Origin of the sequence: Streptococcus sp. SGI.013, from assembly GCF_050315295.1 — a bacterium.
Classification (GTDB): Bacteria; Bacillota; Bacilli; order Lactobacillales; family Streptococcaceae; genus Streptococcus; species Streptococcus porcorum.
The window spans coordinates 1-21,221 of record NZ_JBNPOS010000028.1; the positions used below are offsets into that span (position 1 = coordinate 1).

General features: G+C 37.9%; 15 protein-coding genes and 1 pseudogene. 13 read left to right on the forward strand and 3 right to left on the reverse strand.

All coding sequences use genetic code 11. The annotated features are described in order from the left end of the window. The first annotated feature begins 180 nt into the window (after nucleotides 1-180). Nucleotides 181-2,169 carry an excinuclease ABC subunit UvrB gene (gene uvrB, locus ACQRDX_RS07295; RefSeq protein WP_354368785.1) on the forward strand — a complete coding sequence of 663 codons (1,989 nt, stop codon included), beginning with the start codon at nucleotides 181-183 and terminating at the stop codon, nucleotides 2,167-2,169. 49 nt (nucleotides 2,170-2,218) lie between these two features. Here the strand turns inward: uvrB and ACQRDX_RS07300 are convergent, their stop codons facing one another. Together ACQRDX_RS07300 and ACQRDX_RS07305 are read right to left on the reverse strand one after the other, a co-directional pair. Then, nucleotides 2,219-3,484: a toxic anion resistance protein gene (locus ACQRDX_RS07300; protein WP_427895705.1), complete on the reverse strand. Its 1,266-nt coding sequence runs from the start codon at nucleotides 3,482-3,484 to the stop codon at nucleotides 2,219-2,221. After that, a complete protein-coding gene (locus ACQRDX_RS07305; RefSeq protein ID WP_427895703.1) occupies nucleotides 3,484-4,317 on the reverse strand; it encodes a hypothetical protein in 834 nt (277 codons plus the stop codon). Before ACQRDX_RS07305 ends, ACQRDX_RS07300 begins: the two co-directional genes overlap by 1 nt. Nucleotides 4,318-4,528: 211 nt before the next feature. Here ACQRDX_RS07305 and ACQRDX_RS07310 point away from each other — a divergent pair, with 211 nt between their 5' ends. From ACQRDX_RS07310 to lepA, 9 genes are all read left to right on the forward strand, one after another. Continuing rightward, entirely contained in the window at nucleotides 4,529-5,338 is an 810-nt protein-coding gene (locus ACQRDX_RS07310; protein WP_427895701.1) for a transporter substrate-binding domain-containing protein, read from the forward strand. A gap of 163 nt (nucleotides 5,339-5,501) precedes the next feature. Next, nucleotides 5,502-6,305, forward strand: coding sequence for a transporter substrate-binding domain-containing protein (locus ACQRDX_RS07315; protein WP_427895699.1), 804 nt, complete (start codon nucleotides 5,502-5,504; stop codon nucleotides 6,303-6,305). Nucleotides 6,306-6,398: 93 nt separating this feature from the next. Further along, nucleotides 6,399-7,529 (forward strand): radical SAM family heme chaperone HemW, encoded by a 1,131-nt coding sequence (gene hemW / locus ACQRDX_RS07320; RefSeq protein WP_427895697.1) that lies wholly within the window; start codon nucleotides 6,399-6,401, stop codon nucleotides 7,527-7,529. Between the two features lie 4 nt (nucleotides 7,530-7,533). Beyond that, a complete protein-coding gene (locus ACQRDX_RS07325; protein ID WP_427895695.1) occupies nucleotides 7,534-8,265 on the forward strand; it encodes an acyl-ACP thioesterase domain-containing protein in 732 nt (243 codons plus the stop codon). 149 nt (nucleotides 8,266-8,414) lie between these two features. Beyond that, nucleotides 8,415-9,188 carry a TIGR01457 family HAD-type hydrolase gene (locus ACQRDX_RS07330; protein ID WP_427895693.1) on the forward strand — a complete coding sequence of 258 codons (774 nt, stop codon included), beginning with the start codon at nucleotides 8,415-8,417 and terminating at the stop codon, nucleotides 9,186-9,188. Next, entirely contained in the window at nucleotides 9,178-9,813 is a 636-nt protein-coding gene (locus ACQRDX_RS07335; protein WP_427895691.1) for a TIGR01906 family membrane protein, read from the forward strand. Before ACQRDX_RS07330 ends, ACQRDX_RS07335 begins: the two co-directional genes overlap by 11 nt. A gap of 85 nt (nucleotides 9,814-9,898) precedes the next feature. Then, nucleotides 9,899-10,063 (forward strand): hypothetical protein, encoded by a 165-nt coding sequence (locus tag ACQRDX_RS07340; protein ID WP_354368803.1) that lies wholly within the window; start codon nucleotides 9,899-9,901, stop codon nucleotides 10,061-10,063. Nucleotides 10,064-10,327: 264 nt separating this feature from the next. Then, a complete protein-coding gene (gene ndk / locus ACQRDX_RS07345) occupies nucleotides 10,328-10,741 on the forward strand; it encodes a nucleoside-diphosphate kinase (protein WP_427895689.1) in 414 nt (137 codons plus the stop codon). A gap of 84 nt (nucleotides 10,742-10,825) precedes the next feature. Further along, nucleotides 10,826-12,655, forward strand: a complete 1,830-nt coding sequence (gene lepA, locus ACQRDX_RS07350) for a translation elongation factor 4 (RefSeq protein WP_354368807.1) — start codon at nucleotides 10,826-10,828, stop codon at nucleotides 12,653-12,655. A 402-nt stretch (nucleotides 12,656-13,057) separates the two neighbouring features. Here lepA and ACQRDX_RS07355 read toward each other — a convergent pair whose 3' ends face one another. Then, complete coding sequence (locus tag ACQRDX_RS07355) at nucleotides 13,058-13,681, reverse strand: DUF3862 domain-containing protein (protein WP_427895686.1); 624 nt, start codon at nucleotides 13,679-13,681, stop codon at nucleotides 13,058-13,060. Nucleotides 13,682-13,808: 127 nt separating this feature from the next. Here ACQRDX_RS07355 and ACQRDX_RS07360 point away from each other — a divergent pair, with 127 nt between their 5' ends. From ACQRDX_RS07360 to ACQRDX_RS07370, 3 genes and pseudogenes are all read left to right on the forward strand, one after another. Continuing rightward, nucleotides 13,809-15,473 (forward strand): glycoside hydrolase family 32 protein, encoded by a 1,665-nt coding sequence (locus ACQRDX_RS07360; protein WP_427895684.1) that lies wholly within the window; start codon nucleotides 13,809-13,811, stop codon nucleotides 15,471-15,473. Nucleotides 15,474-15,536: 63 nt separating this feature from the next. Continuing rightward, nucleotides 15,537-17,861: pseudogene (locus tag ACQRDX_RS07365) on the forward strand (glycoside hydrolase family 68 protein). A gap of 506 nt (nucleotides 17,862-18,367) precedes the next feature. Then, nucleotides 18,368-21,221, forward strand: a 2,854-nt coding sequence (locus ACQRDX_RS07370) for a YSIRK-type signal peptide-containing protein (protein WP_427895682.1), incomplete at its 3' end; no start/stop codon positions are given.

The window sequence follows — 21,221 nt, forward strand, 5'->3', positions numbered from 1 at the left end:
ATTTGTATTGTGAAATCTAATAAGAAATAAGCAAAAATAGTTCATGATATCTTTGCGAGGTACTTAGAAGGTATTCAAGGAAAGTCATAACTTGAAAACAGCAAAGGTTGAGCGACAGAGCTCAACCTTTTTTTACTGATGTGGTAAAATAGAAGAAAGTAAGTATGAAGGATAGAGAAAATGATAGATAGAAGAGATGACAATACTTTTAAATTAGTATCAAAATATGCCCCATCAGGTGATCAGCCTCAGGCGATAAAAACCTTGGTGGAAAATATTGAGGGGGGGGAAAAGGCTCAAATCTTACTAGGTGCAACTGGTACAGGTAAAACCTACACCATGAGTCAAGTGATTGCACAGGTCAATAAACCGACTCTCGTTATTGCTCACAATAAAACGCTTGCGGGTCAGCTCTATAGTGAATTTAAAGAGTTTTTTCCAGAAAATGCTGTAGAGTATTTTGTGTCTTATTATGACTATTATCAGCCAGAAGCCTATGTGCCATCAAGTGATACCTATATTGAAAAGGATAGCTCTGTGAATGATGAGATTGATAAATTGCGCCACTCAGCCACATCAGCTCTCTTAGAGCGCAACGATGTTATTGTTGTGGCATCTGTCTCTTGTATTTATGGTTTAGGGTCACCTAAGGAATATTCAGACAGTGTGGTTAGTCTCCGTCCTGGGCTTGATATTTCTAGAGATCAGCTATTAAATGATTTGGTTGATATTCAATTTGAGCGTAATGATATTGACTTCCAGCGTGGGCGTTTTCGTGTGCGCGGAGATGTGGTTGAAATTTTTCCAGCTTCTCGAGATGAGCATGCTTTTCGCGTTGAATTTTTTGGTGATGAAATTGATCGTATTTGTGAGATTGAATCACTGACAGGACAAGTTTTGGGAGAGGTGGATCATCTTGCGATTTTTCCTGCGACCCACTTTGTGACCAATGACGAGCATATGGAAACTGCAATTGCTAAAATTCAAACTGAACTTGAGGAGCAGTTGAAGTTATTTGAAAAAGAAGGAAAGCTTCTGGAAGCTCAACGCCTTAAACAACGAACAGACTATGACATCGAGATGTTACGTGAGATGGGCTATACTAATGGGGTTGAAAATTATTCTCGTCACATGGATGGGCGAAGTGAGGGTGAGCCTCCTTATACTCTACTTGATTTTTTCCCAGAAGATTTTCTTATTATGATTGACGAGAGTCATATGACTATGGGGCAAATCAAAGGAATGTATAATGGTGACCGCTCTCGTAAGGAAATGTTGGTTAACTATGGTTTTCGTTTGCCATCAGCGCTGGATAATAGACCGCTACGTCGAGAAGAGTTTGAAAGTCATGTTCATCAGATTGTCTATGTGTCTGCAACTCCTGGTGACTATGAGATGGAACAAACCGATACCATTATTGAGCAGATTATTCGCCCAACAGGTTTGTTGGACCCAGAGGTTGAGGTTCGTCCTACTATGGGACAAATGGATGACCTGTTAGGTGAAATTAATGAGCGTGTCGCAAAAGGAGAGCGCACATTTATCACCACCCTGACTAAAAAGATGGCGGAAGACCTGACAGATTATCTCAAAGAGATGGGAGTCAAGGTTAAGTATATGCATTCGGACATCAAAACCTTGGAGCGAACAGAGATTATCCGTGATTTACGCCTTGGGATATTTGATGTTCTTATCGGGATTAACCTTTTACGTGAAGGAATTGATGTGCCAGAGGTTAGCTTGGTTGCCATTTTAGATGCTGACAAGGAAGGCTTTTTGCGCAATGAACGTGGTCTTATTCAGACGATTGGTCGTGCCGCGCGTAATGCTCAAGGTCATGTGATTATGTATGCAGATAAGGTAACGGACTCTATGCAAAAAGCTATGGATGAAACAGCTCGTCGTCGAGAACTTCAGATGGCTTACAATGAAAAACATGGTATTGTGCCACAGACCATTAAAAAAGAAATTCGTGACCTCATCAGCGTGACGAAAGCAGTAACCCCTGACCATGAGGAAACTGTGGACTTTGATGCCCTTAATAAAGAAGAGCGTAAAGCTATGATTAAGAAATTAGAAGGTCAGATGCAAGAAGCAGCCGAACTTCTTGATTTTGAGTTGGCAGCACAGATTCGTGACATGATGCTAGAATTAAAAGGGATGGGATGACAAGTTTTCAAAAATACTAATAATAGAAAAACCGTTTAGAACTTTTGTTCTAGACGGTTTCTTTAGTTTCAACTTGTGCTTGAGCTTCTTTGCCTTGATCAAGCAGGGCATTGATGATTTTTTTGTCTCTCAGTTTGACAGAATCATTGATGGTTTCAGCTGATTGAACAATAGCAGTTTCTAATTCATGACGTTTTTGACGACCTTGTTCAATTGCTGCGATGATGCCATTGTTTTGTTCTACTAGACTTTCAGCTAACTTGGTCACTGACTGAATTGAAACAGTTGGATTTTGAGCAGAACGCTCCATCATTGGAATAGCTTCTTTAGATGTATCTGCTAGCATTTGAAGTGCTGCGTTATTGGCATTAACAATAGCATCTGCTGTGATACTAGATTTTAGACTTTGTTGCATGATGCCTAATTGTGCGATGGAGAGTTTCATAGTTGGAATCGTGTTGCGACGTAACATCCCAAGGCGCTGTTTCATGTCGGAGGATACTTTGACGAGATTACGCATCTGCGGGGTGGTGGTCCATGCGACATAAAGACGGCTCATATACTCAGTATGCTGTTGTTCAAGTGTATTGGCCACTTCGGTGAGACGTGCTAGCTTTTCTGTTTGGACTTGGTAGTCAACAGAAGTGGTTGGTAGAGTTTGAAGGTGGCTTTGTAAGTCTTTGGCACGTTTTGCTGTTTCTTGACTGGAAGATTCGATAAAAGCAATAACACCAACTAAGTTTTCGATAGACTTAGTATTGTTTTCGATTAAGAGTTCAGCTGAGACGATGTTACGAGACAGAGTTTCCTCTTGTTTGACGACACTTGCTGCCATAGAGTCCATTTTTTGTTCAATATTTTGTGAATCAAAATAAAATTCTTGCAGACTGTTTTTACTTTGTTTAAAGAGTTTTTGGAAGAAATTTGGTTTTTTCTCTAATTCAGCTGTTGTGGAAATATCTTTATATTTTGCAACGAATCCATTTAATTCTCGGTTAGTATTTGCCAAGAGCTCATCGACTTGAGGGATTTGGATCTTTTTTTGTTCTGATAAGATGTGGTTGACTGTCGCGTTGACTTCCTCAACAGCTTCCTTACCGAAGTCCAGCAGTGCATTTTGATTATTAACAAAATGATCAACGAGTTGAGGAGTTTTAGACTGGATAGCTGTTTGTTGCTCGTTGGAGAGTTGTGCTAAAAATGAAACCTTGTCACTTTCTGTTGCAGCGGTATGTTGAATAATTTCAGTTGTCTTATCACTTGTATTAAGGCTATTGTTGGCAATTTGGTCAATGTCAAAGTTAAAATCAGTCATTAGGCATCATATCCTTTCTCTTGTTTTTTCATCATCATACGAAGACTCACTTCAAAATCTTGCATATCAGCTTCATTAAATTGTTTGAGTGTGTCGTCAAGCTCTTGATCAAAGTTTTCTAAAGCTTGCTTGGCTAAGTTCAAACGCTCTTCTGCATTAAAATAGTCTTTTGGAGATTGCTTAATTTTTAAATAACCTTCCAAAATATCATTAAAACGATTCATATTGGCTTCGTGAATGGCTGTTAATTCTTCTTGATTGTGAAGATCCATTTTGGAAATTTTATTTTGGATTGCTACATGATCACTTTGAACATTTTGATAGGTCGCAAAAATTTCAGGAGCTAGAGAAAAAATTTGACTCTCGTATGGATCTGTCACGGGATTGTTGGGGGAGGAGTCGCTATTTTGCTCAAAGCTAGGAGCTTGATCTTGGAGTTGGTATTTCAAGTGTAGGGTATCTACTGCTTCTTGATAGGTATAATCGTCAAGGTATTTCTTCGTTTTATTTGTTAATCCTTCTAACTCACGAAGATCATTAGTCAGTTTAGCGGTAAGGTTACGGCTAGCCTTTGAATCCCCTTTTCCTTCTAAGAGGTGTTGCCGTTTTTCATATCCTGAATGAATCGTATAAATGAGTTCACGCAAGCGTTTGATTTCATCTCGTAATAAGAAAGCATGAATCTTGTCACGGTAAAAGAAGTAGGTAATGGCAAATCCGATAGGAATAACGATGTACCAATAAGTGACCAAGATACCAATCGCAAAAAAGAGCAGTAAGCATCCCCAACCATCGAGACGACTTTTCTTATAGTTTTTATACTTCTTTCCCATAACTTCTCCCTTATGTTCTCATTTGTATGGAAATATTATATCATAAAGGAAGAACTAAGGGATTAAAAAGTAGAAGGGGGGGTGAGTTTTTACATTTCCTATCTCTATTTGTTGAATATAAAAGTTTATTGTTTATATTTATTCAAAAAACACTTGACTTTTGAATAAATATAAAATATAATGAATATATATTAAAAAAGGAGATAACAAAATGAAGTGGAAAATAAAGACATTTTTAGTAGGATTGGGAATTTTAGCGGTGACGAGTTTGGCAGCTTGTAGTAAAAGTTCAACGGAAGATCTTTCTTTAAAAAACATCGAGGAAAAAGGAACGATTACAGTTGCTATGAACCCAGAGTTTGCCCCCTTTGAGTTTAAAACATTGGTCAATGGAAAAGATACTATTGTGGGAGCAGATGTGGAGTTAGCTAATGCTATTGGAGAGAAATTAGGTGTTAAAGTCAAGTTTTCATCAATGAGTTTTAATAATGTTTTGGCTAGTCTTCAGTCTGGAAAAGCAGATATTGCCATTTCAGGGATTTCGGCAACACCGGAACGTGCAAAAGTTTATGACTTTTCAAAAACTTACTATGACTCCGTTAACAAAGTAATCATAAAAAAATCTGATTTGGAAAAATATACAGATGCAAACTCTTTGAAAGACCAGTCTGTAGCGACTCAAAAAGGAACTATTCAAGAGACGATAGCTAAAGAGCAACTAGAAGGGGCTAAGGTAGTTTCTCTGGTTCAAAATGGAGAAATGATCAATGAATTAAAATCTGGTCAGGTTGAAGCTGTTGTTTTTGAAGAACCGATTGCCAAAGCTTATGTCGCTAAGAATGATGATTTAGTTATTGCTGATATTGATTTAACATCAGAGAAGTCAGATGCTTATGCTGTAGCTATGCCAAAAGGAAGCACAGCCTTAAAAGCTAAGATTGATGAGGTCATAACAGAGCTCGTAGATTCTGGAAAAATGGATCAACTTGTCCAGGAATCCTATGATTTATCAACAAAATAAGATGAAACGGTTTGGAGTCATCACTCTCCAAGCCTTTTAAATTCTCAAAATACAGGGGTTTCGTATTTTGAAAAAAATAGTCAAAAAGATGGCAATGTACTTGACTTTTTGAATAAATATAAGTAAAATGAATAAAGATTAATAAAAAAGAAAAGAGATAACTATGAAATTGAAAAAAATTGCTTTATTAGGTTTAGCTGCCCTTACAACGCTTACTCTAGCAGCTTGTGGTTCTTCATCTAAGGATAGTCAAGCTGCTATTAAAGAAAAAGGAAAGCTCGTTGTGGCTATTAGTCCAGACTATGCCCCCTTTGAGTTTCAGTCTTTAGTTGATGGAAAAAACAAAATTGTTGGTGCCGACGTTGAATTGGCACAAGATATCGCAGACGAACTTGGTGTTGAACTAGAATTGTCATCAATGAGTTTTAATAATGTCTTGACAAGTTTGACTTCAGGTAAGGCTGATATTGCCATTTCAGGGCTTTCTTATACCAAAGAGCGTGCAAAAGTCTATGATTTTTCTGATGTATATTATGAAACAGAAAATGCCATTTTGGTTAGAAAATCAGAACTGGATAAGTATACGTCTTTAGATGATTTGGCTGGCAAAAAAGTTGCTGCCCTTAAGGGAGCGATCGAAGAAACTTTAGCTAAAGAGCAATTGACAGACTCTAATATTGTTGGTTTGACAGCGATGGGAGAAGCTATCAATGAGTTGAAATCAGGTCATGTTGATGCTGTTACCCTTGAAGCGCCAGTTGCTGCAGGTTACATTGCTAAAAATGATGATATTGCTCTTGCAAAAGTAGCCCTTAAAGTTGAAGATGGAGATGCTAAAGCTATTGCTATGCCAAAAGGTAGCGATGAGTTGAAAAAAACCATCAATAAGGTTATTGAAAAGGTCAAATCAGAAGACAAGTATAAAACTTATATTGAAGAAGCTGCTAAGCTAACTGAAGCTGAGTAGTGATGAAACAGTTGGACGATGTTCAACTGTTTTTATTTATTTTGATGTCATACGATTTTATGCAAGAGTTTTGAAAAGTGATATAATAGACACATGTTTAAAAAACCAACATCTGCTTATGTACATATTCCTTTTTGTACGCAAATTTGTTATTATTGTGATTTTTCAAAAGTATTTATCAAAAATCAACCTGTTGATGCCTATTTGGATGCCTTGTTAAAGGAGTTTGCTTCTTACGATATTAAGCATTTAAAAACTCTCTATATAGGTGGAGGAACACCTACAGCCATATCTGCTCAGCAATTAGACTATCTTTTGAAGGGCTTAACGAAGGATTTGGATTTGGCTTATTTGGAAGAGTTTACGATTGAGGCAAATCCAGGAGATTTGACAGACGATAAAATTGCTGTTTTAAAAAAATCAGCTGTCAATCGGATTTCACTCGGGGTTCAGACGTTTAATAATAAGCACCTCAAGCGTATCGGACGCAGTCATAATGAAGAACAGATCTACACCACCATTTCAAGTTTGAAAGAAGCAGGCTTTCATAATATTTCAATTGATCTCATCTATGCTCTCCCAGGACAAACAATGGATGATGTCAAAGAAAATGTTCAAAAAGCTTTAGCTCTTGATATTCCACATTTAAGCTTGTATAGCTTGATTTTAGAAAAACATACCATTTTTATGAATAAAATGCGGCGTGGTAAGCTAAATTTACCAAGTGAAGACAGTGAGGCGGAGATGTTTGAATACATCATATCCGAACTAGAAAAAAATGGTTTTGAACATTATGAAATTTCTAATTTTACAAAGCCAGGATTTGAGAGCCGTCACAACTTAATGTATTGGAATAATGCAGAATATTTTGGTTGTGGGGCAGGTGCTTCTGGTTATCTTGAAGGTGTTCGTTATAAAAATCATGGTCCTATTCGCCATTATCTAAATGCGGTTGAGGCGGGTGATGCGCGTGTGACAGAAGAACATCTGAGCCAAGTAGAGCAGATGGAAGAAGAAATTTTTCTTGGTTTGCGTAAAAAGTCAGGGTTCTCTATTCAAAGTTTTGAAGAAAAATTTGGACACAATTTTAGTCAGCGTTATGGTGTTGTTGTAGAGGAACTTTGTCAAAATGGTCTCTTGCAAATTGAAGGAGACAGGGTACGCATGACGAAAAAAGGGCTTTTTCTAGGGGATACTGTAGCAGAAAAATTTATAGTGGAGTAGTGAGATGGGAAAACGATTTTGTCAAGATTATCAAGTGACCTTTAATGATTGTGATGTGACAGGGCAGTTTAAGTTGCCACAGTTAGTTTCACTTTTGTTGGAAGTCTCAGCTCAGCAGTCTAAAAATCTAGGTCTAGGTGATGAGGAGCTTTTTAAACGGTATAATTTGATTTGGATTGTGACCGATTATGACATGACCATAACACGTTTGCCAGCTCTATCAGAGCATCTTCAACTGGAAACAGAAGCTTTATCCTATAATAGGCTGTTTTGTTATCGTCGTTTCAGTATTTTTGATGAGGATCATCAAGAAATTGTTCAATTGATAGCAACTTTTGCCTTGATTGATTTTGATGAGCGCAAGTTACAAACAGTACCAGAAGATTTGATTAAGGTTTATGAGGCGACAAAAAGTAAAAAATTATTACGAGGCCCTAAGTACCACCCTATAGAAACACCTATGTGTCAACCTTATCAGGTATCTTATTTTGACTTGGATTTGAATGGACATGTGAATAATAGTAGGTATCTTGAGTGGCTATATGCTAACTTTGATTTAGACTTTCTGAGACAGCACTATCCTAAAAAGCTCCATTTACATTTCAATAAGGAAGTCTATTATGGTCAGACTGTTGAAAGTTGCTTAGTTTTGGACAATAACTTGAGTCAACATGAGATTAGAGTTGATGGACAAGTTCATGCACAAGCACAGATCGAATGGAAAGAAAGAACCTGACTAAGAAGTTAGACTGGGCTATTAAGCGAAGAGTTCAAACAGAGACTGGAGAAAACTTGCTGTTACAACTGATTGAACGCACACATCAGAACACTCTAGAAGTTTTTTGATTTGAACATTTGAAAACGCAATTTGATGAAGGAGAAATAATGACATATAAAGGGTATTTAATTGATCTAGATGGAACAATTTATAAAGGAAAAGACAGAATTCCAGAGGGCGAGGCTTTTGTCCATGAATTGCAAAAGCGTCAGATTCCTTATGTTTTTGTGACCAATAATACCACAAGAACACCTCAGATGGTACAAACGCTTTTATCTGAGCAATTTAATATTGATACCCCAATTGAAACCATCTACACCGCAACACTTGCGACCATTGATTATATGAACGATATGAATCGTGGAAAAACGGCCTATGTTATTGGGGAGACTGGACTTAAGATAGCAGTACAGGAGGCAGGATACCAAGAAGATACCGAGAATCCTGCTTATGTAGTGGTTGGGCTAGATACTGATTTGACCTATGAGAAGTTGGTAACCGCGACTTTAGCTATTCAAAAAGGAGCAGTTTTTATTGGAACAAATCCTGATCTGAATATCCCAACCGAGCGTGGGTTATTACCGGGTGCAGGAACTATTATTCATTTAATTGAAAAAGCTACCAGAGTAACTCCTGTTATCATTGGAAAGCCTGAAGCCATTATCATGAATAAATCTTTAGACCGTTTAGGTGTGAAACGAGAAGAGGCTATTGTAGTTGGCGATAACTATTTGACAGATATTACTGCAGGGATTAAAAATGACATTGCAACACTTTTGGTAACAACTGGATTTACTAAGGCAGAGGAAGTGGCAGACTTACCGATTCAACCGAATCATGTGTTATCGAGTTTAGCGGAGTGGCAGTTTGATGAAGACTAAACTGCAGCTTATTTCTAGCTTGCTTTGGCTCTTGGCTTGCTCGATTCTTTTAACCATATATGGTATTTGGCTCATCTATCCTTTAGAGGTAGATTGGCTTCAGTTAGTTGACGTGGTGTACTTAAGTAAGAAAACAATTTTGTATAATTTTAATCACCTAATGACTTATCTGACGAGTCCCTTTCATCAAACACTTGCCATGCCTGATTTTAGAAGTTCATCAGCCGGTTTAAGCCATTTTGCAGATGTTAAGAGTTTATTTCATCTGGTACAAGCTTTAGTGCTTCTTTTAGTGCTCCCAGCTTTGCTTTTTTTCAAACATCGTCGAAACGAACAAGATTTATGGCAATATCAGAAAATCTTTTTCATCATGCTATGTCTTCCTATTGTCTTTGCCTTATTGGGGGTTATTGTTGGTTTTGATCAATTTTTTACCCTCTTTCACTTGCTCTTATTTCCTAATGATGATACATGGTTATTTCAACCTAGCCAAGATCCTGTGATTTGGATTTTACCACAAGCTCTTTTTTTACATGCTTTTCTTCTTTTTTTCTTTATTTACGAAGGGATTTTTCTCATACTTTATCTAAAATCTAAATCTTTTGAAAAAAGAATAAAAAATTGAAAACGCTTGCTCAAGAAAGGTGAAACGTGCTATAATAATGATAGATAAAAGTAGGGATGCTTCTTAGCCAGAAAGGAGGCCTACTATGCTAAAAATTATGATAGCAGTCGCTATTTTACTAATTCTTGAAGGGCTTGGGTTGACTTATTTTAGGGGAGTTTTCGACACTATGAAGCGCTTCAAAGATGTGACAGGTGAACCTATTTCTCATCAGCTAGTGGATTGGCTGGGATTTGGTCATCTTCATTAAGAAGAGGCTGGGGATTAAGTCCAGCCTCGCTTTTTAAGGTTATTATTTTTAAACCAAAAATCTGATTATTACAACTGATGTGAATAGAGTTTACTTCATTTCCCCCCCTTAAACTGTCTTCTGTATAGTTTAAGCTGAAGGTGCGGAAGTGAGGGAAACTCTTTTTGACTAGTCAAGTTTTTTCATTCCCTTTGTTTTCAGAAAATAGATGTTTCTTTTAGAAAATTATGATAAAATAGAAAAAAGAAACAAAGAGGTGACAAGATGGAAAAAACATTTTTTATGATCAAACCAGATGGTGTCAAACGTGGCTTGATCGGAGAGGTATTGCATCGTATTGAACGTAGAGGATTTGTCATTGAAGAATTAGATATGCGGATGATCACACAAGACTTGTTGGAAGAACACTACTCAGAATTGGTGGATAAGCCTTTTTTCCCTAGTATTGCCGAGTTTATGATGAGTGGTCCAGTGGTTGCGGGAATTATCTCTGGTCCAGAAGTTGTGAAGTCTTGGCGTGAGATGCTAGGGGCAACCAATCCTCTAGAGGCACATCCTGGAACTATTCGTGGTGATTTTGCGACTGCACCAAATGGAGGTTCCATTCAAAATATCGCACATGGGTCAGATTCTCTAGCATCTGCAGAGCGTGAAATAGCGATTTGGTTTGGAAAATAAAGTAGCATGATGAGGGGGGAGCTTTTTTCCTGCCCTTTTTATGTTATAATAATACTATTGATAAAAATGTGACAAGGAAGAAAAATGGACATCAAAGAACTTAAACAACGTCAAGAGAAGATTCGTAACTTCTCTATTATTGCCCATATTGACCACGGAAAATCAACCTTAGCAGACCGTATTCTTGAGAAGACAGAGACTGTTTCAAGTCGTGAAATGCAAGCTCAACTCTTGGATAGTATGGATTTGGAACGTGAGCGTGGCATCACGATCAAACTAAATGCTATTGAGTTAAATTACACTGCTAAAGATGGAGAAACCTATATTTTTCACTTGATTGACACCCCTGGTCACGTGGATTTTACCTATGAAGTCTCTCGTTCTCTAGCGGCTTGTGAGGGAGCGATTTTAGTGGTCGATGCTGCTCAAGGAATTGAAGCACAGACTCTTGCTAATGTTTATTTAGCACTTGATAATGATTTAGAAATTCTACCTGTTATTAATAAAATTGACCTTCCAGCCGCAGATCCTGAGCGCGTGCGTACAGAGGTGGAAGATGTCATCGGACTCGATGCATCTGAAGCTGTTCTTGCATCAGCCAAAGCAGGCATTGGGATTGAGGAGATTCTTGAGCAGATTGTGGAGAAGGTACCAGCTCCTCAAGGAGATGTCGAAGCGCCTCTTCAAGCGCTTATCTTTGACTCGGTTTATGATGCTTATCGTGGCGTTATTTTACAAGTACGTGTCGTCAATGGTATGGTTAAGCCAGGAGACAAGATTCAGATGATGTCAAATGGCAAAACATTTGATGTAACAGAAGTTGGTATTTTTACCCCTAAAGCAGTGGGGCGTGAGTATTTGGCAACAGGGGATGTTGGCTACATCGCAGCTTCTATCAAGACAGTTGCAGATACCCGTGTCGGAGATACCGTCACTTTAGCAGATAACCCTGCGACAGAGGCTCTATCAGGTTATAAGCAAATGAACCCTATGGTTTTTGCAGGGCTTTATCCGATTGAGTCTAACAAGTATAATGATCTAAGGGAGGCTTTAGAAAAACTTCAACTTAACGATGCCAGTCTGCAGTTTGAGCCAGAAACTTCTCAAGCTTTAGGATTTGGTTTTAGGTGTGGTTTCTTGGGATTATTGCACATGGATGTTATTCAAGAGCGCTTGGAACGTGAGTTTAATATTGATTTGATCATGACCGCACCATCTGTAGTTTACCATGTCAATACTACTGATGGTGAGATGCTAGAAGTTTCAAACCCATCTGAGTTTCCTGACCCAACACGTATCAATTTCATTGAAGAGCCCTATGTTAAAGCACAAATCATGGTACCGCAAGAATATGTTGGTGCGGTGATGGAGCTTGCTCAACGTAAACGTGGTGATTTTGAAACCATGGAATATATCGATGATAACCGTGTTAATGTCATTTATCAAATCCCACTGGCTGAGATTGTCTTTGATTTCTTTGACAAATTGAAATCATCAACACGTGGTTACGCTAGCTTTGACTATGAGATTTCAGAGTATCGTCGATCACAATTAGTTAAAATGGATATCCTTCTTAATGGAGACAAGGTCGATGCTCTTAGCTTTATCGTCCACAAAGAGTTTGCTTACGAACGTGGAAAACTCATCGTCGATAAGCTCAAAAAAATCATTCCACGTCAGCAGTTTGAGGTGCCGATTCAAGCTGCAATTGGTCAAAAAATTGTAGCGCGTACAGATATCAAAGCGCTTCGTAAAAATGTCCTTGCCAAATGTTATGGGGGTGACGTTTCACGTAAACGTAAACTCCTTGAAAAACAAAAAGCTGGTAAAAAACGCATGAAAGCGATTGGTTCCGTTGAGGTGCCGCAAGAAGCCTTCTTATCTGTTCTTTCAATGGATGAAGAGCAAAAATAGTCAAAAGGGAGTAGACGACAACTTGACAAATTGAAAAAAGAGATCGCCTCACTTCCAAATATGTGGATTTGGGCTAAAATTGTTAACTGGACTATTTTGGCACAAACCTCGTCTATTTTTATTTCCTCGATCATCAACTCTGACTGTTTAAACTCCCTCCTAGCATAGCTCCAGAGGTTCTGAAAACCTTTTAGGGCTGGAGATAGAATGAAAACTCTGTTTGTAACAATTGTAATGCTTAGATTTGGAGTGAGAACATGAAGCAAAGATATTTGCTTTGAAAATTCTATCTCCGACCTTTAACAGCCCACTGGATGGTTAAACCCCATTAACCACTATGCTGAGATGTTGACACGAACACTAAAAGAGAGGTTGGACTCAAGTCCAACCTCTTTATTTATCTTAATCTTTTAGTTCTTGTTGTGTTTTGCTTGTTAGGACATCTTTATCAAAAGTAAGGACAATTGTGGCATCACCATTTTTACGCTTAATACCAGTTTGCCAGTAAGCTGTCTTGGTGTTTTCACCATCTATGATCATTTCGCTATAGCCATCTGGATTGCCAAGAGTTTTAACAGCATCTGCATAAGACAGATTATCAGCTAAAGCATTAAATTCTTTTAAACCGATTTTTGAGGTACGATTGTAAAGATAGCCTTGAATTTCTTTGTGAACGACTTTGTTTTTAGAAAAAGTAAGGGTAATCGTAGTGGATTTCTTTTCCCATGTCATAATTTCAGTTTCGATACCATAAGAATCATCTTTTTCAGACTCTTTAGGCTCTCCAAGTAATTTTTTAACATCGTCAAGAGAGCTACCCTCAGGGTTTTCTGCCATCATATCGCCAACAGCGATTTGATCAAATAGTGCACGCCACTTAGTTTCTGCTTTGGTACTTTTATTGTTTTCTTCAACAGTTTTCGCATCGTCAGCATAGACCACGTTTGCTTGTGGCAATAAAATAGCTTCAACTGCAGGGGAAGTGGCTAATAAACCTAGTGCTAATAGACTATAAATTTTTTTCATGATAACTCCTTTTCGTTCAATACTAGATTATTATAGCATGGATTTATGTCAATATTGTGTCATAAGAGTAACAATTTTAAAGGTGGGCAAGTTGCAAATCATATTTATACAAGATATAATGTTGCCTATGAAAAAAGAATTTCTTATCTCAGTGTTATTGTTTTTTATGATAGCAATTTTATCGGCTTGCCAAAAACAAGTATCAGAACCAAAACACCCCTATCATTTAACTGTAAAAGATAACTGGTCAAACGATTTGCAGACAATTTCTTGGAATGACGAGAAAAAATATTATGATATTTATTTCCTACATTCAAAAGATGGTGCCTCAAATCCTTTTGGTGAAAATGGGCAGGACTGGTATCATACAACAACAAGTGACTTTATCACCTATTCCCCTCAAACAAGTGCGATTTCGTCACAAGGCGGTCACAAGACTCAGGGATTTCGATCGGCTTGGACAGGATCTGTCATCACTAACAGTAAAGGTCTATTTAAAGATATTGCACCTAGCGGGAAAATAGCTTATATCTCAGGCTTGAAAAAGGATGATGGTAGTCAGAATATATGGGTACTTTGGTCGGAAGATGGCAAACGCTACTCGCATGTCTTAAATGGTGATAAGCCTATTTTAACCACCTCACTGTCAGCTAATCATTCAGATTTTCGAGACCCCTATGTCACCTATTATAAAGATGAGTTATTGATGTATGTGGCAGAAGGTGATGTTATCGGGGTCTATCGCTCAAAAGATGGGCTTAACTGGTCAAAAGCTGATCCAAAAGGCCAAAGCAAGATTTTAGCTTCTACTTTTTTTAAAGGAAGAACATGGGATGGAAATGCACCTGTTGAGTGTCCAGTTATCAAAACCATGCAAACCTCTGATGGAAAAGAAAAGCAGATCCTCTTTTTTGGTGCCAAAGATGCCTCAAAAGGTGAAACTACAGGGACCTACTATACGGTAGGGCGTCTTGATGAGAATGGACTTTTTGTGGCAGAAACCAATACTAAACGCTTAGACTTAGGCTCAGATTATTATGGGGCTAATTTTTCTGGTAGTGAAACGTTAGATGAAGTCAGTGACGAGCTGGTTACAATGGGATGGATAGGCAACTGGAATTACTCTTCCAAAGGGATTCACAGCGATCAAGAAGCTAAGAGCGATTATATTGACCATTTGGGTACTTATAGTTTAGCAAGACAGCTAACATTAAATCCTGATCTTACCCTAACACAGACTGTGATTACCAATAAGACTACCCTTCAAAAAGTGTATAAAAATATTACAGTAAAAAATCCAATCTCCCAAGATCGCAAAGCTTTTGAAAATACTCGAAAAGATGGTACAAGGGCATATGGTTTAGTGGACTTAGCTCATCAGCCTTCTCGTCAAAGGTACCAGTTGATCGCTGAAACCCTGCCGTCAGGTAAAGTTTATCTTGATATTTGGCAAGGAGGAGATTATATGAGGATGCAGATCGATATGGACCAAGAAATCCTACAAGTTAGTACACGAGCTGGTGAGTTGGATAATGGCTTAGAAGGACAAGTGTCGTCGAGCTATTATTATGATGGTCTTTTAGGTGATGGAGAGGGTTATCAAGTATCATTTGATAAAGCTCAGTGGAAGACCTTTAAAGTGGATATTTTTACAGATGATCGTGTTGTAGAAGTTTTCTTTCCAGATGGTCAGTCCTATACTTTATCACGTTTTTCTAATCAAAATCATCAAGATGTCAAACTTTATACGACAAATGAGAGTCTTATACTGTCATTATTGGTGTTAAACTAATACTTGACAAATATATATATATATATAATAGAAATTAGAAAAATTTTTAAGAAAGTATTGGAGATGGATATGCGTAAAAAAATGCGTAAGTCAAAGAAAAACTGGATTGTTGTCAGTGCGGCAGCTGCAAGTTTATTTGTAGCGGGAACGGCAACAGTAGCAGCTGATACAGTAGAATCAACAGCTCCAGCTACAACGGCTACCACAGATGCAACCACAACAGAATCAACTACCACTGATACTAGCTCAACAACAGTTTCAGAGGCGGCTACTTCTGAAGCAGGAACGACAGCTGTTGCAGAATCAGCAACTTCAACAACAGCGACATCAGAAGCAGCTACTAGCGAAGTAGCCAGTGCTGTTAGTGAAGCAACAAGTACCGCTAGTGAAACAGCAGTAACAACAAGCACTGCAGCGACATCAGAAACAGCTACTAGTGAAGCGGCAACTTCAACAACAGCAACAAGCGAAGCAAGCTCAACAACTGCTACAACTTCAGAGTCAGTAGCGGCAGCATACGGCTTAACAGATGAAGCTTATGCCATTGCAAAAGAAGCAGGTTTGGATTTAAATACACTAACAGATGCTCAAAAAGTTGCTTTGAATAAAATTAAACGTAATCTGACAGCGGAAACAGGTTCTCAGATGACGTACAAGCAGTTTGAAGATATCGCTAATACTTTAATTGCGCAAGACGAACGTTATGCAATCCCTTACTTTAATGCTGCGGCTATTAAAAATATGGTAGCAGCGACAACCAAAGATGCTCAAACAGGTGAAGTTGCTGACTTAGATGTTTGGGATTCTTGGCCAGTTCAAGATATTAAAACAGGTGAAGTGGTCAATTGGAATGGCTACCAACTTGTTGTAGCAATGATGGGGATTCCAAATACAAATGATAATCACCTTTATCTTCTTTATAATAAATATGGAGATAATAACTTTGATAACTGGAAAAATGCAGGGGCTATTTTTGGCTACAACTCTACTGCATTACTTCAACAATGGTCAGGTTCAGCTGTGGTAAATAGTGATGGAAGTATCTAACTTTACTACACACATGTTGACACAAGTGATAATAATAGTAACAATCAGCAACTTGCAACGGCTACATTGAATCTATCATACGATGATACGGATGTTTATTTGGTTTCAGTTGAAAATGATACCGTACTTACTCCAGAAGGTGGAGATGGTTACTATTATCAAAGTTACAAGCAATGGCGCGAGACATTCACTGGTGCAGATAACATCGCTATGCGTGATCCACATGTGATTGAAGATGAGGACGGAAACCGTTACCTTATTTTTGAAGCAAGTACAGGAACTCAAAATTATCAGGGTGAGGACCAAATTTATAATTGGGCTAACTATGGTGGAGATGCAGCTTATAACGTTAAGAGTCTGTTTACTATTTTAGAAGATTCTGATATGTACGAACGTGCGAAGTTTTCTAATGCAGCAATTGGTATTTTGAAGTTATCAGGAACTGAAAAAAATCCAACCATTCAAGAATATTATACTCCACTTGTTAGCTCACCGATGGTTAGTGATGAAATTGAACGTCCAAATGTTGTGAAGCTAGGAGACAAATATTATTTATTTGCAGCTTCAAGATTAAACCACGGAAGCAACAACATTGCTTGGAATCTTGCTAACTCAGTTGTTGGTGATAATGTTGTGATGCTGGGTTATGTTTCAGATTCACTAACTTCAGGTTATACACCACTTAACAATTCTGGTATTGTTTTGACAGCTTCAGTACCTGCTGACTGGCGTACAGCAACTTATTCTTACTATGCTGTTCCAGTAGAAGGGTCATCAGATACTTTGTTGGTTACGGCCTACATGACAAACCGTAATGAAGTTGCAGGTAAAGGAAACAACTCAACTTGGGCACCAAGTTTCTTAATTCAAATTCTTCCTGATAATACAACACGTGTTCTAGCTAAGATGACAGAACAAGGTGACTGGATTTGGGATGAATCAAGTGAAACACAAAATACTGTAGGAACATTTGAGACATCTTATTTACCAGGTGAAAATGATGGCTACATTGATTGGAGTGGTATCGGTGGTTATGGTCTAAAACCACACACACCTTACTATCCAACAACACCAGAACAACCTGTTACACCAGAACAGCCAGTGACACCAGAGCAGCCTGTCACTCCAGAACAACCAGTAACACCTAGTGTACCATCTCAACCATCTAGTCCTAAAGGATTAGGTCATAACGATGGTTTCCCACCACGTGCAACTCGTACGCAATCAGCATCAGTTTTACCAAATACAGGTGAAGCAACTAATCCACTTCAAGCCTTAGGTTTAGTGATGATGTCTATCGTTGGGGCTTTTGGTGTATCAACTTACCGTAAAAAACACTAATTTTAGGGACAATCAACTAAAAAATAGAAAAAGATTTAGTTCAGCATAGAACTAAATCTTTTTTTAGGATTGTTTACTCTTTTGAGCTACCTAATTTATGTGTATATTGTGAATAATGTGGGATTAAAGATTGAAATTCAGTTGATTCCATAATAAGTGTTAAGAAAGGTGCATGATCTCTTATTCGTTCTCTATTTTGAAAGGAAGGAGATAATTCTATTGATATTTTGAGGCGAAAATAGTTCTGATGATTGTTGGATGAATTGCTTTGTCTAAAACAATGATTAGACTAGTCGAGTGCTTTGTTTATTATAAAAAATTATATTGAGACAATAAAAGTTTGTATTTTTAATAGTGTGATAGGTATAGATAAAATGTTGTTAAACTGAATGTAAATCAATATGATTTACATATAAATATCTTATGGGTTAGCATTATTGGAATAAAAGTTAAAAAATGATATAATATTTAATAATTTTCAATAGATATTAAGAGAGGTTATCATTTTGAAATCAAAAAAATTTGATTGGTATGGTTTAAGACAACATTTTTCAATTCGTAAATACCATTATGGAGCAGTTAGTGTTCTACTAGGAGCTAGCTTGATTATTGGTGGTCATCAGGCAAAGGCAGAGGAAGTTAAGACTGATACAAGTCAACAAATTGACCTTATCTTAGAGACTACTAATAGTTCAGATATTATACAGTCACCAGAAAATAGTTCTGAAATATCGGAGATAGAGAGTCAAAGTACAGTAGCAACAAGTGAAATAAGCAGTCTTAGTACAACATTAGCAACATCTGAGAGTGACGCTATTTCTCAAATAAGCGAGAATGAATCCTCAAGTTACAAATCAGAGGGGGCTAATTTTACGTCTGAGACAGAGAGTAGCTCTAATACATCGCTTTCAAACTTTACAGCATCAGAAGCTGCTTCTCAAACAGAGCAAACAAGTGCATCAACATCAGAGGCAGCGACGAAGGAAGTAACCGTATCTGAGGCGACTACAACAGTAGCTAAGACATCAGAGCGAACAGCAAACATTCCTTATCGTGTTGTGTATACTGATGTTGAAACAGGGCAAGTCTTTCGACCAACGCAAGTGGCTTATGAAACTGTCCAAACGGATTCAGTAGTTGCTCAAAAAGAGATCGCAGTGGTAGCAGATCGTATCCGAACAGGCTATCGCTTAGCTGATGGACAAAGTAGTACCCTAACAGCTACCATCGTAGAAAATCAAAAAAACATTCTATCCTTTAGTATTGTAAAAGATAATAAAAAGCAGACGGAGGTCAGAGCGCAAAACCAAGTCACTGCCCTTCGTAATGCTGGTGCATCAGATGCTATTAGTGGTGTCTTTGTCAAGGGTGATGAGACTCTTTATACTGGACAAGTTAGCGAAGATGAGTTAAGACTATCTGTATTGGGGATTGATGCGACTTATTCAAACTTAACGGTTCAGTTTGAAGTTTATGAAAATGGCGTTCAGGGTCAAGCCAAGTTGATTAAGCTGTCTGGTTACAATAATACGCAACCAACTTATAATACAACGACAAAAACGTACTCGCTTCCAATTGGTCAATTAATCTCAGGGTCAAAAGTTGTCTTACCGATTTCGTTTAATGCAACTAATGGAACGACAGACCAAACGACAGCTACTGTAAAAATGACAGTTCTAGGCAGTGACGGTCAGGTTCTAGGTTCAGGAGAAAAAACGGTTGTCTGGAATGCCCTAAGTACAGCAACCGTAGAATCAACCTTAGCCCAAAACACATTAGGAATAGCGACAGATAATTCAGCTATCGTAGGGGTTAAAGACATTGATACGGGTCAGGTTTTAGTGCGTTCTGTACGTTCCTACGTTATGGGGCTTGATCAAACGACAAAAGATGCGATCTCAGCCATTACTAGTCAGACAAGTAGTAGTATTAGTTCATCAGGTTCGCTTCCAACAGGAACTGTAGTCAGAGTTTACTTTGATAAGGATAATTTCGAAGCCTCAACCTATGGTAATAGTCGATTAACCGAAGGGACAAATCAGTCTGGTCGTATCATCAACATGGAAGAAGGTTATATTGAATACCCCATCTCTAATGCAGGTGTTCTTCATGAAATTGAGGCTGGGACAAAAGGTTTCTATCTATTTTATACTGGTAAGGATGATGCAGTCCCAGATACTGTCTTAGAGACTAAGGTGCTAAACACTCGTACTGGACAAGTTTACTCTACAACAACTTCTACTCATACCAATTCTTGGAGTTATGATAAGAGTTTGATACCAACAGGTGCGCTAAGTGTTCAGACAGGGATTGATACAGGCTACACTACAGACTATACAACAGGAACATTTACTGGTATCAATACCTCTGAAATTTATTATAATACAAGGTTAAACTCAACAAATTGGGGGAATGGCTATCTAGCTGAATCCATGCCTAATATACCTGAAAAAGCCCTCGCTACCTATCAGGACACCAATTTCAATCGTCCATCAAAAGATTTGGGAATCATTAATATTGTTGATCAGTTGACGGTAGATGTTGCTAAACAAGTAGATGAAGATCAGGCGGATTACTTTACAAAATACAAAGTAACGGTTCAAGACATCGATGCCATGACCTATGCAGATAATCAAGAGGCTGTGGTTTATTATGTTACTAAAGATGGTGTTCGAAAAGATTTAGGAACTTTAGGCTTGCTCGGTTCAAAGAGTGGTGCTACGGTAAATCCAATATTGATTGAAGACCAAGTAGAGACCGTTGGAATTGATTTTTCAACGACATCAGGTTCTTTCTATCAAAATGTAGAAATCATTATTGCCCAGCTTTCGGATAACACAGCCTATAATCCTCAAGATTTTGTGACCACTCATGATATTACGGATAAGAAGATTGACTCAGCTCAACCTAATGACTATCGCTATCTTGCTCACTTGATTGGCAGAGAGACTGCAGCTGAAGATGCTAAAATCACATGGAAATCGTCTTATGCAGGCTATGTTCAAGAAGTTATCTCCTTAAAACCTAGACTGTACTATTATGGTAAAGATAGAAATAGTCTTTATGTTGCAGATAAGGCAACCTTTTATGGACGTATGTTACAAGAAACAGGGATGAAATCAGATATCCCTGTGAACGAAAATGCTTATGTGTATGTAGCCCTTCAATCAGCCTTGGAAGTTACAGGATTCCGTATTCCATCAACAAAATTATCTAAGGATGTATCAACTTATCAAACTGAAAAAGTTGATATTAATGGAGAAAGTTATACCGTTTATAAGATTCCATTTGTAGATGGTGTGACATCTGTTAATGAGACAGAAGCTGGTGTTTATGTTGATTACACCATGACTCAAGAGT

Coding starts and splice junctions, on each gene's coding strand:
- uvrB (WP_354368785.1), top strand. CDS start 181: ATGATAGATAGAAGAGATGACAATACTTTTAAATTAGTATCAAAATAT.
- ACQRDX_RS07300 (WP_427895705.1), bottom strand. CDS start 3,484: ATGACTGATTTTAACTTTGACATTGACCAAATTGCCAACAATAGCCTT.
- ACQRDX_RS07305 (WP_427895703.1), bottom strand. CDS start 4,317: ATGGGAAAGAAGTATAAAAACTATAAGAAAAGTCGTCTCGATGGTTGG.
- ACQRDX_RS07310 (WP_427895701.1), top strand. CDS start 4,529: ATGAAGTGGAAAATAAAGACATTTTTAGTAGGATTGGGAATTTTAGCG.
- ACQRDX_RS07315 (WP_427895699.1), top strand. CDS start 5,502: ATGAAATTGAAAAAAATTGCTTTATTAGGTTTAGCTGCCCTTACAACG.
- hemW (WP_427895697.1), top strand. CDS start 6,399: ATGTTTAAAAAACCAACATCTGCTTATGTACATATTCCTTTTTGTACG.
- ACQRDX_RS07325 (WP_427895695.1), top strand. CDS start 7,534: ATGGGAAAACGATTTTGTCAAGATTATCAAGTGACCTTTAATGATTGT.
- ACQRDX_RS07330 (WP_427895693.1), top strand. CDS start 8,415: ATGACATATAAAGGGTATTTAATTGATCTAGATGGAACAATTTATAAA.
- ACQRDX_RS07335 (WP_427895691.1), top strand. CDS start 9,178: ATGAAGACTAAACTGCAGCTTATTTCTAGCTTGCTTTGGCTCTTGGCT.
- ACQRDX_RS07340 (WP_354368803.1), top strand. CDS start 9,899: ATGCTAAAAATTATGATAGCAGTCGCTATTTTACTAATTCTTGAAGGG.
- ndk (WP_427895689.1), top strand. CDS start 10,328: ATGGAAAAAACATTTTTTATGATCAAACCAGATGGTGTCAAACGTGGC.
- lepA (WP_354368807.1), top strand. CDS start 10,826: ATGGACATCAAAGAACTTAAACAACGTCAAGAGAAGATTCGTAACTTC.
- ACQRDX_RS07355 (WP_427895686.1), bottom strand. CDS start 13,681: ATGAAAAAAATTTATAGTCTATTAGCACTAGGTTTATTAGCCACTTCC.
- ACQRDX_RS07360 (WP_427895684.1), top strand. CDS start 13,809: ATGAAAAAAGAATTTCTTATCTCAGTGTTATTGTTTTTTATGATAGCA.